Source organism: [Scytonema hofmanni] UTEX 2349 (genome assembly GCF_000582685.1).
Lineage (GTDB): Bacteria > Cyanobacteriota > Cyanobacteriia > Cyanobacteriales > Nostocaceae > Hassallia > Hassallia hofmanni.
The window spans coordinates 590,723-606,684 of record NZ_KK073768.1 but is presented as its reverse complement, the minus strand read 5'-3'; the positions used below and the strand labels follow the sequence as shown (position 1 = coordinate 606,684).

The window sequence follows — 15,962 nt, the reverse complement described above, 5'->3', positions numbered from 1 at the left end:
ATTTTATGCTAAAAGGTGTGTGTCACAATTATTAACAGTTGCGACCTGGACAGATGCCTTTGGGCAAAACTGTCAAAAGCAAACGTAAAGAATTATAAATGTAGGCGTCAGTGATGGAAGTTATCTATCAGTATGCGTGGCTGATTCCGGTATTACCTCTTTTAGGGGCAATGCTGGTCGGTCTAGGGTTAATCTCGATGAATCAGGTGACAAACGCAGCCAGAAAGCTAAACGCGGCGTTCATTATCTCCCTAGTGGGGATAGCAATGGGGCTGTCGTTTGCCTTGCTGTGGAGTCAACTTCAAGGACATGCGCCTTATATCCGCACTATAGAATGGGCGGCAGCAGGCAATTTTCACCTGAACATGGGCTACACTATTGACCATTTAACAGCCCTGATGCTGGTGATTGTGACAACGGTAGCCTTTTTGGTCATGGTGTACACCGATGGCTACATGGCTCACGATCCTGGATATGTAAGGTTTTACGCTTATCTCAGCTTGTTTGCCTCTTCAATGCTGGGTTTGGTGGTCAGCTCGAACTTAGTCCAGATTTATATATTCTGGGAACTAGTCGGGATGTGTTCTTACTTGCTGGTCGGCTTTTGGTACGATCGCAAGTCAGCAGCAGATGCAGCACAAAAAGCTTTCGTCACCAACCGCGTGGGTGACTTTGGTTTGCTGTTGGGTATTTTAGGGCTTTACTGGGCGACAGGAAGCTTTGATTTTGGTGTGATGGGCGATCGCCTCGCACAACTTGTCCAATCAGGTTCCATCAGCAATGCCCTCGCCATCTTGTTTGCGATTTTAGTCTTCTTGGGTCCGGTAGCCAAATCAGCCCAATTCCCCCTGCATGTGTGGCTACCAGACGCGATGGAAGGTCCCACCCCCATTTCTGCCTTAATCCATGCAGCAACGATGGTGGCGGCGGGTGTTTTCCTCATCGCTAGGATGTACCCCGTTTTTGAACACGTCCCAGCGGCAATGAATGTAATTGCCTACACTGGGGCATTCACCGCCTTTTTGGGGGCAACAATTGCCATAACCCAAAACGACATCAAAAAGGGTTTAGCTTACTCCACCATCTCCCAACTCGGTTACATGGTGATGGCGATGGGAGTAGGTGCTTACTCTGCCGGACTTTTCCACCTAATGACTCACGCTTATTTCAAAGCGATGCTGTTCTTAGGTTCTGGTTCAGTGATTCACGGGATGGAAGGCGTCGTTGGTCATGACCCCGTTTTGGCGCAGGATATGCGCTTGATGGGGGGACTGCGGAAATATATGCCATTTACCGCGATTACCTTCTTTATCGGTTGCTTGGCAATTTCCGGTATCCCACCTTTTGCAGGTTTCTGGTCAAAAGATGAAATTTTGGGAGAAGCTTTTCAGGCTAGCCCACTTCTTTGGTTTATCGGCTGGTTAACTGCCGGCATTACTGCTTTTTATATGTTTAGAATGTATTTCTCTACATTTGAAGGCAGCTTTAGAGGCAATGACCAGAAAATCAAGCAGAAACTCAAGAAAGCAGCCACAATCGTTCTGGAATTAGAGACAGAAGCAGCAGCAACCCCTGTTTTTGGTCCTGGGGCGATGAGACATGGCGAATTAGAGGCACATGACTCCCACGGGCATCATAGCGATTCTCCCCACGAATCGCCGTGGACAATGACTTTGCCTTTAGTGGTGTTGGCGATTCCTTCGATGTTGATTGGTTTGGTGGGAACACCTTACGCCAACTACTTTGAGCAATTTATCTTTCCTCCCAGCGAAACCCTCGCCGAAGTGATGGAAAAAACCGCCGAGTTTAACCCGACGGAATTTTACATTATGGCGGGAAATTCAGTGGGAATCGGTTTGATTGGGATTACATTGGCTTCGCTGATGTATCTGTCGCGCAAGATTGATCCTAGTGCGATCGCCGAAAAAATCAAACCACTTTACGAGCTATCTCTTAACAAGTGGTATTTTGATGACATTTACCATCGCGTCTTTGTCCTCGGCTTGCGTCGCATAGCCAGACAAGTCATGGAAGTTGACTTCCGCGTTGTCGATGGTGCTGTTAACCTGACAGGCTTTTTCACCCTAGTTAGTGGTGAAGGTTTGAAATACCTCGAAAATGGTCGCGCTCAATTCTATGCCTTGATTGTGTTTGGGGCGGTTTTGGGTTTAGTGATTGTCTTTGGTGTTACCTGATTTTAATCGGGGTGGGCGATCGTCCGCCCCTAAGTTTTTTTTATGACAATTGGTTACGCTGTGACTAGAAATTTAATAGATGAAATTAAGGATAGATGCTAAAAAAATTAGATAGTTAAAAGTATACTACCAAAATAAAGGAGACTATCTGGCTACTTTAATAGACATATTAGGCATAAATCAGGATTAAAAATGGTTTCAGATAATGAGGTAAAGCCACCAACTCAAGTAAATGCATCACCTACCAAAAACTTTTTTGTAGAGATGCTTACTCGCGATATTGATCTAGAAGACTCAATTCTTGATCTTCTAGATAATTGTGTTGATGGAATACAACGCATTATTAAAGATCGCCCAAGTTCAGATAAGCCATATCAAAATTTTTGGGCAAAAATAACATTTTCAAGTGAAGTATTTAAAATTGAGGATAACTGTGGAGGTATCCCCCTAGAAGCTCAACACTATGCTTTTAGAATGGGAAGACCGACAGATATCATCAATGGTAACACTTACACTATTGGTACTTATGGTATTGGTATGAAAAGAGCTATCTTCAAGATGGGACGCTCAAGTAAAATAATATCTAAAACCGAAAATGATTCCTTCAAAGTTACAATTAATCCCGAATGGCTAACCTCTGATAGTTGGGAATTACCCATTGAAAGAATACAACATTCTCTACCTGAAAATGGTACAGCAATTGAAGTAACACATCTACGTGATGGAATTGTCACACAATTTTCGTCGCCACAATCACCTCTCCTTAACTCCCTTGTAGGAAAAATCTCCCATCACTATAGCTATATTATTAACAAAGGCTTTACTGTCTTTGTGAATGGGTTAAAAGTCCCTCTAATATCTCTAAATCTTCTTTGGGATGGTGTTGAGAAAATAAACAGTAAAAATGCTGCCATTGCTCCATATCTTTATGAAGCTCGGAAAGATGATGTGGAAATCAGGCTGGCAGTCGGTTTTTACAGATCAATAGCTAGCGAAGATGAAGTAAATGATGAGACAGAGGGTATCAGACGAAGTAGTGATACAGCAGGTTGGACTATTATTTGTAATGATCGCGTAGTATTATACTGTGACAAAACACGTTTAACTGGCTGGGGTGAAGCAACAGTTCCTAGTTATCACCCTCAATTTATTGCTATTTCAGGTGTCATACATTTTCGTAGCAAAGATGCAAGAAGTCTTCCTATTACAACTACAAAGAGAGGTATAGATGCAGCTTCTGATATCTATTTATATGTGAAGGATTTCATGCGGGAAGGGCTGAAAATTTTTACTTCCTATACCAACAAGTGGAAGAAAAATATTCCTGAAGAAAAAGAAATAGTAAGTAAAGCTAAGACTGACGATCCAAATGTAATATTCGAGGCTATACCTGAAGAAGTTTGGAAACCAGTAAAGAAAAGAACAAGCGATAGTAAATCCTTTTCTACTGAAAGAAAGTTTACTCCTACCCTACCCGTGCCAGAGGCTAAAAATACTGGAAATAGAAGAAATAACATAAGCTTTGCAAGACCTTCAAAAGAAATTGAGATAGTTGCTGAATATTTATTTGAAGACTCTGAGCGTGAACCATCAGAGGTTGGTAATGAGTGCTTTGAAAGAATTTTAAGAGAAGCTAAACAATGAGTGGTACATCTATTCCTTATCACCTACGACAAAATAAAGCAATTGACAGATATGCATTCATGGAACTTCTCGCAAAAATTGACAAGTTCTGTGACATTTCTGAGTACAGTTATATAGGTTTCGGTGGTCATTCACTGGAAGATTTTAAGTATGTCCACTCTTATTTGAGAATTTCCAACATGATTTCAATAGAGGAGGATGAAGAGGTCTATAAGCGACAGAAATTTAACCAGCCGCATAATTGTATTGACTGTTTTTTGAAACCTAGCAGTGATTTTATAAATGATTTTGAAAGAACTGATGGAACTATTATTTGGTTAGATTATACGAAACCATCCGATTTAAGGAATCAAATCGAAGAATTTCAAGCTATTTTTAATAAACTTCTTCCCTTCGATGTTATAAAAATTACATTAAATGCGAATGCTTCCTCCTATCTAGAAGCACGGACAGGAGCTAAGACAGATGAAATACATCAACCAAGATTAGAAGAGTTAAGGAGAAGATTAGGAGATATTTTTCCCTATGCTGAAGTGACTACAAACATGATGACAAAAAAGAGGTTTCCAGAAGCATTATGTCTAGTTCTAAAATTTGCAGCTAATCTAGCAACCCAGGGAAGACCAGATGTTTATTTTCAACCGATTACTTCCTTCTCATATTCTGATGGTGGACACGAAATGTTAACTGTTACAGGCATTATTTTAGAGAAGGAACAAGAAATTATTTTTTTTGATAAAACTAATATAAAACAATGGGAACTTAGCAACACCAATTGGGGGAAACCACAGAGGATAAATGTACCTAACCTAACGGTTAAGGAACGGTTGTACATTGACGCTCTTCTGCCTAATTCAGAAGCGGAAGCTATTCAAGAAAATTTAGGATTTTTATTTGATAAAAACGATAAATTATCACTTGAAATGTTGAAAACATATGTTATGTTTTATCGACAATGTCCATTTTTCTCAAAAATACTTATTTAATAAACAATTTGGTTATTTAATACCTGTTATGCTGAACTTTTAATTAAGCATAATAACTTGGCTTTAAAATACTGATAAGCTTTTCTCGCACTCTGTCTAACTTGCTTTTCAAGAGACTGATATTTATCCCAAAAAGAAGGAAGAGTTGCAGACTTCATAAATTTTCATAGTTCATTGGTTTTGCAAGTCCTTCTGCAATCTCTTTTTTAGCAGATTGAGCAGATGCAATCAGTTGTTGTTGAGTTTTCTTAAATGATTTATTCCATTTCAATTCATCTTGCAAATCTTCCAGGTACTCTCCAAGATGTTCTGCAACTTTTTCTTGCACATCTTCAGATAAAGATTCCATCATCTTAATTACAGTAGCGATCGCTGGAGATGACATAATCGAATTTACCTTATCAACTTTCCCTGTCTATTTTACTAAAAAACTCAATCAAATCGCCTACTGTAGTCCCAAAGCTCTGAAGTGGCTTTCAATTTGTGCGATTATCATAGGGTTAGTTCTGCTGTGATGCTTTTTTGTACCAAATCAACACCAAACAGCATCTTGTATTTTTAGCAATGGGTCGGGTTACGCGATCGCTTAAGGTGAGCTTTGCGATCGCGCTTTATCTATGTAGGGCTATCTCTTTTTAATTGCATCTTCAATCTCCTCTAAGCTTACATCTGCCTGATCAGATTTTGCATAAATGAGTAGAAGTAAAACGCATTCAGGTGAGACAACTTGATAAATCACCCGATATCCACCACTTTTACCCGTAGGGATATCACTGTTTTTTGCTCGAACTTTAAAAACAGTCAAGTCTATCCCAGAGATTTGATCGCCGATAAAATTTCCAGCCTCTAGCTGATCGATAATGGGTTGAATGTCAATTTGAATTTACTGATAGCGTTTAGTCAGAGTTTTGAGACGGCGTTTGAAGGGAGATGTAAAGCGAACTTCTGCCATAAATCTAGGCTTCGATATCGTCCCAAAGCTCTGAAACTGGAAAAGTTTGTCCTGCTGCTGCTTGTTGCATAGACTCTTGCAGTTCGGCTAATATTTGTGCTTTTGGCTCTTGTTCATCAATCCAAGCTAAACCACTGAGGTTATCAGAATTTATGGAACTTATAAGCTGTTGCCAAAGTTCTACAGGGACGAGTACATCTGTTGTTTGCCCATCTACGTTGGTGACATAACGAATCTGACTTTCAATTTGTGCGATTATCATAGTGTTATTTCTCCTGTGATGCTTTTTTGTATCAAATCAACACCAAACAGCATCGTGTATTTTTAGAGATGCGGTAGGCTACGCGTAGACGCGGAGCGGCTTGTCGTAGACATCGCACCACTAGACTATAATTTTAGCGGCTTTTTTCGGGTAAATTTTTGACTTGACTGGGAGTATCCCAACCCCCATTCCGCACCCCCAAGTGTCAAAAGAGACTCCTAAGAGACAAAATGAGGGATTGCCAATTTAATTAAATCAACCTAACAATGAAGGCAAAATTGCCAAAAAGCTGTTAGTTAATAACTAGTGACTTTTTGCCAAACATGATTTTGATAGCAGATTGATTGTGATGAATATAGCTAATTTCCCCTGGCTGACGACGATTATTCTGTTTCCGATAGCGGCATCACTACTGATACCCCTAATTCCAGATAAAGACGGCAAAACAGTGCGCTGGTACGCCTTGATTGTAGGGCTGATAGATTTTGCGCTGATTGTTTACGCTTTTTATACCGGGTATGATTTCTCCAATCCAGATTTACAGTTGGTGGAGAGTTATCGGTGGGTACCGCAACTAGATTTGAATTGGTCAGTAGGGGCAGATGGTTTGTCCATGCCTCTAATTATTTTGACTGGATTCATTACCACGCTGGCGATTTTAGCAGCTTGGCCCGTGACCTTCAAGCCCAAGCTATTTTACTTTCTGATTCTGGCGATGTATGGCGGTCAGATTGCCGTATTCGCGGTTCAGGATATGCTGCTGTTTTTCCTGGTGTGGGAACTGGAACTAGTACCGATTTACTTTTTGCTGTCGATTTGGGGAGGTAAAAAACGGCAATACGCAGCGACCAAGTTTATTTTATACACTGCTGGCGGGTCGCTATTTATTTTGCTGGCTTCCCTGACAATGGGATTTTACGGCGATACGGTGACGTTCGACATGCGATCGCTTGCCCTAAAAGATTACGCCCTAAATTTCCAGCTTTTAATGTATGCTGGCTTTTTGATTGCCTACGCTGTCAAATTGCCAATCATTCCCCTGCACACCTGGCTACCAGATGCCCACGGTGAAGCCACAGCCCCCGTACACATGTTGTTAGCGGGTATTTTGCTGAAAATGGGCGGTTACGCCTTAATTCGCATGAATGCCCAAATGCTACCCGATGCTCACGCTTATTTTGCCCCTGCGTTAGTGGTTTTGGGGGTAGTTAACATCATCTACGCTGCCTTAACATCCTTTGCCCAGCGCAACCTGAAGCGGAAAATTGCCTACTCTTCAATTTCGCACATGGGATTTGTGCTCATTGGTTTTGCCTCCTTTACCGATTTAGGATTGAGTGGGGCAGTTTTACAAATGGTTTCCCACGGCTTAATTGGGGCAAGTTTGTTCTTCTTGGTAGGGGCAACTTATGACCGGACACACACCTTAATGCTAGATGAAATGGGTGGTGTCGGTAAGAGAATGCCGAAGATTTTCGCCATGTTTACTACTTGTTCGATGGCATCTTTAGCGTTACCAGGAATGAGCGGTTTCGTGGCAGAATTAATGGTGTTTGTGGGTTTTGCCACCAGCGATGCTTATAGTTCTACCTTTAAAGTTATCGTGGTCTTTTTAATGGCAGTTGGAGTGATTTTAACTCCGATTTATCTGCTATCAATGCTACGAGAAATTTTCTACGGGGAAGAAAACGAAGAATTAGTTTCTCACCAAGCTTTGATAGATGCTGAACCCCGCGAAGTGTTTATCATCGCTTGCTTGTTAATACCAATTATTGGAATTGGTTTCTATCCTAAGTTGCTGACTCTGATGTATGATGCGACAACTGTGCAGTTAACAGCAAGGTTACGCGATTCAGTACCGACATTGGTACAGCATAAAGAAGCACCAACGGTGTCATTGAGTGCGCCGGCAATTGGTAATTAGAAAGTTAATTTCCAATTAATATTGCTTTGAGGGTGGGTTTTGAACCTGCCCTTTTTTTGTCAAGAATGTAGAGACGTAGCACTGCTACGTCTCTAGGGGGTTCTGGATAACGTATTCAGTAAGCTAGTAGGATGCGTTACGGACATTTGTTCTAACGCACCATCTTAGAATTAGATTGCGATGCGTTATATCAAGTCCGTTTGATTAGTCATAATACCCGGAACCCCACCCCGCTTTTGCTGACGCAAAATCTCCCCTCCCCGCTTGCGGGGAGGGGCTGGGGGTGGGGTCTTTCTTGACTTGGGTACTATAACTAATTATCCGAACTTGATATTAGTTCATAAACGCACTTTACGCTATAGGTAGTTTTATCGCGGTAAGTTCCTTAATTTGGTTAAATTACCATATTAATTATCACTATTTTCAATAAAACTTCTTAAAATTCCTAAAATTTTTCTAACATCATTTATAAAATATTCATTTAAATCAATCTCTATTATTTGTCCAGACAAACGCATAAATTTCCAGTTAGTACCTGTGGTGACAGCACCGTAAATTGTTTTAATTTCATTTTCTTTTTGCTGATTAAATAGTTGTGCAGCTACCATTTCAGCTATGCATTGTCCCAAACCAGATTGAATATTATCATTTTTAGCTTCTACCAAAGCAATGACTGGTGCTTTGATAATTATTTGTTCTGAAGACTTACTAATAAGAAAGTCACAAAAACCAGTTAAACCTTTTTCTGGACTAACGTTAAATTCTCGACCGGAAAACAAACTAATTTGATTTTGTAATATATCTTTTAGTTCTACAAGAATTGGTGTTAAAATTAATTCCGAACGAGCTTTCTCGGTTCCAATAGATAATGCTAATGGTATATACTTTTTAAGTGCTTGTGCCAAAAAATCACTGTATTCTACTGGGGGTGTGTCCGCAAAAATTCCCACATTTTCCACAATGGTAATTCCCAAGGTTGTCTCAACAGTGTCTATACTGAATTGACTGTATGACATTTGACAAAGATTTTAGTAAATTTAACTTTTATGCTATTGAACTTGATTCTATCTAAAATCTCACCATTTCTTTGGTATGTATGGCAAAACACAAAGCTTCTACTCGGTGAATCAATTTTCTACAATCTATTTAGAATCAGCTTTGGCACAACCGCTCATGTTAGACTACAACCCATTGCACTGTTTGCCATCTTCCGAAGAACTACCCGACTCAGACGATACACCTGTGGATAATGAACTACAAGATTTGATTCCCGGCTTGCTAAAAGCGATGCTGGCTTTGCTGTGGTCAGAGCGCTGGGATTGGTTCTTTGGCGTTGATATGGGTGTTTATTATGACCCAAATAAACCCGCGATCGTCGCCGATGGATTTCTCAGCTTAGGAGTTAAACGCTTTATTGGTGAGGATTTGCGCCTAAGTTATGTACTGTGGGAAGAAAATAAGCTGCCAATTTTGATACTAGAGGTTGTTTCTCAAACCCATCGGGGAGAATACAGCACTAAGAAAGAATTCTATGGGAAAGAATTAGGGATTTTGTACTACGTTGTATATAATCCCTGTCGTCGCAAAAAGCCACCTTTGGAAGTGTATCGCTTAGTGAATGGCGAATATGAGTTACAGCCAGGAAATCCGGTTTGGCTACCGGAGATTAATTTAGGAATTGGACGCGATCGCGGAATTTATCAAGGTATAGCGCGGGAGTGGTTGTACTGGTATGACGAACAAGGGCAAAGGATGCTGACGCCAGAAGAACGCATTACTGAAGCGGAAGAACGCGCAAGTTATGAGGAACAGCGACGTGTGGAAGCAGAACAACGCGCACAAATGTTAGCAGAAAAATTGACCGCCTTAGGTATCGATCCGGAAAGTTTGGGTTAATATTTTGCCTGGACGACTGGAAGTCGCGGCTATACAAACGAAGCCCACCTTCGTGGGCTAAAGAGTTTAGTAGTTTTCTTCATGGAAGTTTTACATTTTTGTTGCTGAATAGGTTGTGATTAGTTGGTTAATCAGGGAATTCTATGTATAAGGCTACTCATCTGTAGCTGGGAAAATCTTTAGAAGTCTGTTTTTAACCGCTAATCACAATCAGGATTATTTCATGATTCCAATTATCTTGGGTGCTGTTGCCTTAGCTGGTGCTGCAATCTATGGTGTAAGTGAAGCAATAAAAGAAGAGGAAAAGCGTAAGCAAGAAGAGGAAAAGCGTATCCTTGCCAGTGGTATTTATGAAGTGGATCAGATGAGTGGTAAGGAATTTGAAAAACTCTTATCACTACTTTTTAGAAAAACTGGTTATGAAGTGAGTCTGACTCCAGACACCCAAGATTATGGAGCCGACTTAATCCTATACAAGAATGGCTTAAAAACTGTGGTTCAAGCAAAAAGATCCAAGAATCCTGTAAGCGTCAAAGCTGTACAGGAAGTAGCAAGTGCAGTTAGACACTATAAGGCAAACAAAGCGATTGTAGTTACTAACAACAGGTTCACAAAGAATGCTTTTAATCTTGCATATTCTAACGAAGTACAACTATGGGATAGAAATAAGCTGATTAAATTTATGCTTGATTCTAAAAACATTTAGATCATACAACACAATACTAAGCGATCGCATCCAATAATAACGAGCAACTAGCCTTAACATTAAATTCAATCACAGAAATAGCCAAATCAAGCCCATTTCAAGAGCTTGCAAACCTAACTTCTGTCCGCGCTGCCCTAGACGATCCAGACCACGAATGGACATTTTGATTTTATAACAAGCATTTTACGCAAAGATGCATTTAATTAGCCCGCGTAGGCGGGCTTTGTTTGTAGAGCCAGCGGCTTCTAGCCTGAGGGGCGAATTTGAGGGTGCGGAATGTGGGTTTATACTTAGATGATGCAATTGTGATGAAAGCCCACATTACTATGAGCGATGATTGCATAATTGAATGGTAAAACATAAGCGTGTTGACAACATTCTGAAAATGCATAAGTTACTCCTATGTGAACTACATATACTAGGTAGCTTATGACTAAAAAACAGAAAATGTTTGTTACACATTAGGTTATGGGAATGAGTAAGCAGTTAGGCAAGCATTTTTTGAAGTTACTATTTAGACGTAAAAAAACGCTTGGTCGAAAATACAGGGAATTGATTACTGCCTTCTGCGTAGCAGTCTGCATCTTAGTTTTGCGCTCTTTCGGATTATTACAATCCTTAGAGTGGGCAGCCTTGGATCAATTTTTCCGCTTACGTCCAGATGAAGCGCCACAAAACCATATTACTATTGTAGCGATTGATGAAGTTTCTTTGCGCCAAGTAAATTCTTGGCCCATTTCAGATCAGGCGATCGCAGAGATGTTAGAGAAACTAAAAGTCCACAAACCTCGTGCTATTGGTTTAGATATATATCGAGATTTGCCAGTTGAGCCAGGACATTCCAATCTAGTTGAGGCTTACAAATCTACACCAAACTTAGTTGGGATTGAATTATTGGGACCTAACAAAAATACTATTGTTTCAGCCCCACGGGAACTAAGCGATCGCCATCAAGTTGGTTTTAATAATGTGGTGTTGGATGGTGATGGCAAAATACGTCGCAGCTTGTTGTATTGGCACGACGTTGATCGTAAATCACATCAAAGTTTTGCATTGAAGCTGGCTTTATTATATTTAAAGAACGAGGGTATTACTCCCAAAAAAGCAGCCAGTAATCATAATTATTTGCAGTTAGGTAAAGCGGTGTTTCATCGTTTTCAACCGAATCATGGTGCTTATATAAAAGCTGATGGTAGAGGCTACCAAATTTTATCTAACTTTCCTAAACCAGCCTGCAATAACTTGCAAGTAGAATCCTGTCCGTTTCGTCAGGTTTCTCTTATAGATGTGCTAGCTAACCGAGTACGAAAAGACTGGATTAGCGATTCGATTGTGCTAATTGGTTCGACTGCGCCGAGTCTCCCAGATGATGTATTAATACCATACTCCAGCCGTTTGATGGGGACGGTTCAGCCTGTAGCTGGCATCGAATTACAAGCCTATTTTATCAGTGAGTTAATCGCAGCTGCCCTGGAAGGACGACCTTTACTAAAAGTTTGGTCTGATGAAATCGAATGGTTGTGGATTTTTGCTTGGGCTTATTTGGGAGTTGCTACCAGACGGCGAATACAACACCCTTGTATTAGTGGCTTAAGTATAGTTTTTTGTTGTTTGCTGCTAACTGGTTATGCTTATGTTACTTTTCTTGATGGTTGGTGGATACCAATCTTACCTGGGTTGCTTACCTTTTGCAGTTCAGCTGTTGTGCTGACTTATCAACTTGCTCACATGCAAGAAGAATTAAAACGCTCTAAAGATTTTTTAGGACAAGTGATTAACACGATTCCTGACCCCATTTTTGTCAAAAATGAAAAACATCAATGGATTGTTTTAAATCAGGCATATTGTCAATTTATCGGTTATCCGAAAACTATGTTAATTGAAAAGTCAGACTATGACTTTTTCCCAAAACATGAAGCTGATGTTTTTCGCAGGCAAGATAATCTGGTGCTTTCGAGTCAACAACCCCAAGAAAATGAAGAAGAATTTACCGATGCTGTTGGTAAGACTTATCTGATTGCGACAAAGCGATCGCTTCACAAAGATGCCGCTGGTAATTTATATTTAGTTGGGGTCATCCGTGATATTACGCAACGCAAGCTGAAGGAAGAACAACTCAAGGACACTGCTGCTAAGTTAACCCAATCAAATACGGAGTTATCCCAATCAAACGATGAATTAAAACGCAAAGAAGACCAGATGCGTTATCTTGCCTATCACGATAGCCTCACTGGTCTACCCAATCGCAAATCTTTCGCCGAACAACTTCACGAGTCGCTAGAGTGGGCACAAAGTAACAATTTATTACTAGCACTGCTATTTATTGATTTAGACGGCTTTAAGCAAGTTAATGATACTTTAGGACACGAAATCGGCGATCGCGTTTTGGTGGCGATCGCCCACCGACTCAACAACTCTTTGCGCGGCACTGATACCATTTCCCGTTTGGGTGGCGATGAATTTACCGTGATTTTACGCACAATTCCCAATATAAAAGTTGCAGCAAGAGTCGCCGAAAAAATTCTCACAACCATTAACGAGCCAATTGTTTTCGACAAATATACTATCAGAGTCTCCGCCAGTATTGGCATTAGTATCTATCCAATTAACAGCCACAACTACGAAACTTTGCTTAAAGAAGCAGATAACGCGATGTATCGTGCCAAGCATTTAGGTAAAAATCGCTATGAATTTGCGTAGTGACAACTCTCACCGCTAACTGCAAGCAATCAACGGTGCTTACTCAGAAAATATTGATATTTTTTCAAAAAAAATATACATTTTAAAAACTACTTTTTAGTAAAGATATGTCTTTGAGCTGATGTAAAGAGCATATCAATCAACTAAAAATTTATAAATATATAACTTTTGGCTGATGCCAAGAGCAGTACTTTCAGAATATCTATTAAATGTCAACAATAATTCAATCTTAAGCAGTCAAATCACGCGACTTTTTATTTACACATAGCAAATAAAAATTTAGTTATTTCCTGAAAAAATTAATCAGACTCTTGAAGATAATAAAAAACAGGATGAAATCAAAATGCAAGGTAATATATCTAGAGAAATAGAAACAAGTTTAAAAATTGCTACTGCTGTAGTATTTTGTATTGGCTCTGCCTTGATAATCCCCAAAGTTGCCGACGCAATAACAGTTTTAAGCAGTTTGGCTACTAATAGTGTTAGGTCAATTGAGAGCAATTCTCAGACATTAAATACTGAATCCAGTAGCGATATTTACGAACCCCCAAATAATGGTAGTCCTGATAGTCAACATGGTACTGGCACACGTTAAGAAATTAGAAATTTACCAAATTCAGTTGATAAATAGGCAAGCAGAAATAAACATAAGTTGCTTTTTTTACGCATCATGCCCATTCATTTATCTTCACAATTGTTAATTGCTAATAATATCATGTAGAGACGTTCCGGCGGAACGTCTCTACGACGGTAGGTAGGTTTTTATTGCGGAATGTCTCTATGACGGTAGGTAGGTTTTTATTAGTGTTAATTAAACGGACATGATATTATCGAACTTTTATTCCAAGAGTATCTTTGTACTAGAGTATGTGCCTGCCAATCCACAGCGCTTTGAGGAAAATCTAAACGGAAGTGTCCACCACGACTTTCGGTTCTAAAAGCAGCGCTTTTAAGAATTAAATAAGCTACATCTAATAAATTGCGGGTTTCAGCCCAGAGTCGCAACTGCTTTTCAACATCTGGTAAAGTGAAAGTAGCTGATTCTGTTGGGTGTAATGTAAGTAAAAATTGGCTCAGTTTCAAAGCAGCAAAATCTTGTTGCCAAGATTCAATTATTACGATCGCTTGCTCTAAACTTGATTGTTGACGACAAATACCAGCATTTTCCCAAACTAAACGCGGTAACTTCTGTCGTAGTGCTTCTAACTGTGCTTGTTCGTTGTTCCACTCACTTTCAGAAAGAATAAATTCAGAAAGTGTAAATTCAGATTCTTTCCCTTTATCCTTTATCCTTCTGACTTCATCCTTTATATTAGCCATCTGTGCGCCAAACACGATACATTCGAGTAGGGAATTACTTGCTAGACGGTTCGCTCCATGTACGCCGGTACTGGCAGTTTCCCCCACCGCATATAAACCGGGAATATTTGTTTGATTCATCAAATCCGCAAAAATACCACCCATCCAGTAATGAGCAGCTGGGGCAACGGGAATTAATTGCGAAAAGACATCAATGCCCCAATGCTGACAAACCTTAACAATATTGGGGAAGCGATAACGAATCTTGTCAGCTTTTATGGGGCGCATATCTAACCATACATGAGCCGTGGCAAGGTCGCTAGAAGTGCGTTGCAAGTGGCTGAAAATGGCTCGACTGACGACATCTCTAGGAGCGAGTTCACCAGCCGGGTGATAGTCAAAGGCAAAGCGTCGTCCTTCATTATCTACCAAATGTGCGCCTTCGCCCCGCACAGCTTCACTAATGAGAAAGCGATCGGCACCAAGTTTAGTTAAAGCAGTCGGGTGAAATTGGACAAATTCTAAGTCTCGCAGAATTGCTCCAGCACGCCAAGCGATCGCTACTCCATCGCCGGTACTCACTGCTGGGTTAGTCGTTTGTGCAAAAACTTGACCACCACCACCAGTTGCCAAAACTACTGCACCGGCTCGTATCCAGGTAATTTTACCTTGATAAAACAGACTAATTCCCTGACATCTTCCACTTTCGGGTTCCAGCCACAAACTTAACGCCAAAGCTTGCTGAATTACTTGAATATTTGGGCGTCGCAATACTTGAGCGGTAAGGGTAGTAGTTACTTCCCTGCCTGTAGTATCAGCAGCGTGAAGAACCCGATTCCGAGAATGGGCAGCTTCTAAAGTTAAAGCTAACTCATTATTATGACGGTCAAAAGCTACTCCCAAATTTACTAAAGATTGAATGCAACTTTTAGCGTGTTCTGCGAGGAATTCCACCGCTTGGGTATCGCACAAACCTGCACCTGCACGTAAAGTATCTTCAATATGCAAGTAAGCAGAATCTTCCGGAGCGATCGCCGCAGCAATACCTCCTTGTGCCCAATCACTAGCGGACAAAGAAACTGTTTCTTTAGTAATCAAACCGACTTGTAACTGCTCTGGCAAACAAAGTGCCGTGTATAATCCAGCAGCACCAGCACCGACTACTAAGACATCAAATTGGCTGTTGACTTGTACCACATGAAAAGGTCTGTGAACCCGGCGATTATGCTCTTGATTCCAAGTTTTCTGGAGATGTTCAATATTGTTAAGGTCTTCCGGTAAGGTCATTAATTAATCCTCACCGTCAAATAAATCTGAAAAATCAAACGCTAAGGGTTGAGAATCAGCCTTTGATTTAGTTTCCTTGGCTTTTAACTCATCCGGTTCCGGTGTGGGGGT

The 15,962-nt window shown here is 40.4% G+C and carries 13 protein-coding genes; 8 read left to right on the top strand and 5 right to left on the bottom strand.

The window, feature by feature from the left end:
• Positions 1-113: 113 nt before the first annotated feature.
• The 3 genes from TOL9009_RS0107725 (at position 114) to TOL9009_RS0107715 (ending at position 4,825) form a co-directional block, all read left to right on the top strand.
• A complete protein-coding gene (locus TOL9009_RS0107725; RefSeq protein WP_029632294.1) occupies positions 114-2,195 on the top strand; it encodes an NAD(P)H-quinone oxidoreductase subunit 5 in 2,082 nt (693 codons plus the stop codon).
• A gap of 192 nt (positions 2,196-2,387) precedes the next feature.
• Positions 2,388-3,839 (top strand): ATP-binding protein, encoded by a 1,452-nt coding sequence (locus tag TOL9009_RS0107720; protein WP_029632293.1) that lies wholly within the window; start codon positions 2,388-2,390, stop codon positions 3,837-3,839.
• Positions 3,836-4,825, top strand: a complete 990-nt coding sequence (locus TOL9009_RS0107715) for an O-methyltransferase (RefSeq protein WP_029632292.1) — start codon at positions 3,836-3,838, stop codon at positions 4,823-4,825. Before TOL9009_RS0107720 ends, TOL9009_RS0107715 begins: the two co-directional genes overlap by 4 nt.
• Before the next feature lie 154 nt (positions 4,826-4,979).
• Here the strand turns inward: TOL9009_RS0107715 and TOL9009_RS0107705 are convergent, their stop codons facing one another.
• The 3 genes from TOL9009_RS0107705 to TOL9009_RS0107695 form a co-directional block, all read right to left on the bottom strand.
• On the bottom strand, positions 4,980-5,210 hold the full coding sequence (locus tag TOL9009_RS0107705; protein WP_029632291.1) for a hypothetical protein: 231 nt from the start codon (positions 5,208-5,210) through the stop codon (positions 4,980-4,982).
• 240 nt (positions 5,211-5,450) lie between these two features.
• The gene (locus tag TOL9009_RS50145; RefSeq protein ID WP_313770051.1) at positions 5,451-5,630 is read right to left on the bottom strand and encodes a hypothetical protein; all 180 of its coding nucleotides are present in this window, start codon (positions 5,628-5,630) and stop codon (positions 5,451-5,453) included.
• A gap of 151 nt (positions 5,631-5,781) precedes the next feature.
• Positions 5,782-6,039, bottom strand: coding sequence for a hypothetical protein (locus tag TOL9009_RS0107695; RefSeq protein WP_029632290.1), 258 nt, complete (start codon positions 6,037-6,039; stop codon positions 5,782-5,784).
• Between the two features lie 349 nt (positions 6,040-6,388).
• On the opposite strand from TOL9009_RS0107695, the gene ndhD1 reads away from it, so the two are divergent.
• On the top strand, positions 6,389-7,963 hold the full coding sequence (gene ndhD1, locus TOL9009_RS0107690; RefSeq protein WP_029632289.1) for a photosynthetic/respiratory NAD(P)H-quinone oxidoreductase subunit D1: 1,575 nt from the start codon (positions 6,389-6,391) through the stop codon (positions 7,961-7,963).
• A gap of 407 nt (positions 7,964-8,370) precedes the next feature.
• On the opposite strand, the gene TOL9009_RS0107685 is transcribed toward ndhD1, so the two are convergent.
• A complete protein-coding gene (locus tag TOL9009_RS0107685) occupies positions 8,371-8,979 on the bottom strand; it encodes a hypothetical protein (protein ID WP_029632288.1) in 609 nt (202 codons plus the stop codon).
• A 157-nt stretch (positions 8,980-9,136) separates the two neighbouring features.
• Between TOL9009_RS0107685 and TOL9009_RS0107680 the strand changes: the two genes are divergently transcribed.
• From TOL9009_RS0107680 to TOL9009_RS0107665, 4 genes are all read left to right on the top strand, one after another.
• Complete coding sequence (locus tag TOL9009_RS0107680) at positions 9,137-9,859, top strand: Uma2 family endonuclease (protein WP_029632287.1); 723 nt, start codon at positions 9,137-9,139, stop codon at positions 9,857-9,859.
• 223 nt (positions 9,860-10,082) lie between these two features.
• Entirely contained in the window at positions 10,083-10,565 is a 483-nt protein-coding gene (locus tag TOL9009_RS0107675; protein ID WP_029632286.1) for a restriction endonuclease, read from the top strand.
• Positions 10,566-11,039: 474 nt separating this feature from the next.
• Complete coding sequence (locus TOL9009_RS0107670; protein WP_029632285.1) at positions 11,040-13,265, top strand: CHASE2 domain-containing protein; 2,226 nt, start codon at positions 11,040-11,042, stop codon at positions 13,263-13,265.
• A gap of 343 nt (positions 13,266-13,608) precedes the next feature.
• Positions 13,609-13,860 carry a hypothetical protein gene (locus tag TOL9009_RS0107665; RefSeq protein ID WP_051502835.1) on the top strand — a complete coding sequence of 84 codons (252 nt, stop codon included), beginning with the start codon at positions 13,609-13,611 and terminating at the stop codon, positions 13,858-13,860.
• 212 nt (positions 13,861-14,072) lie between these two features.
• Here TOL9009_RS0107665 and nadB read toward each other — a convergent pair whose 3' ends face one another.
• Positions 14,073-15,851, bottom strand: a complete 1,779-nt coding sequence (gene nadB / locus TOL9009_RS0107660) for an L-aspartate oxidase (protein WP_186227503.1) — start codon at positions 15,849-15,851, stop codon at positions 14,073-14,075.
• Positions 15,852-15,962 lie beyond the last annotated feature (111 nt).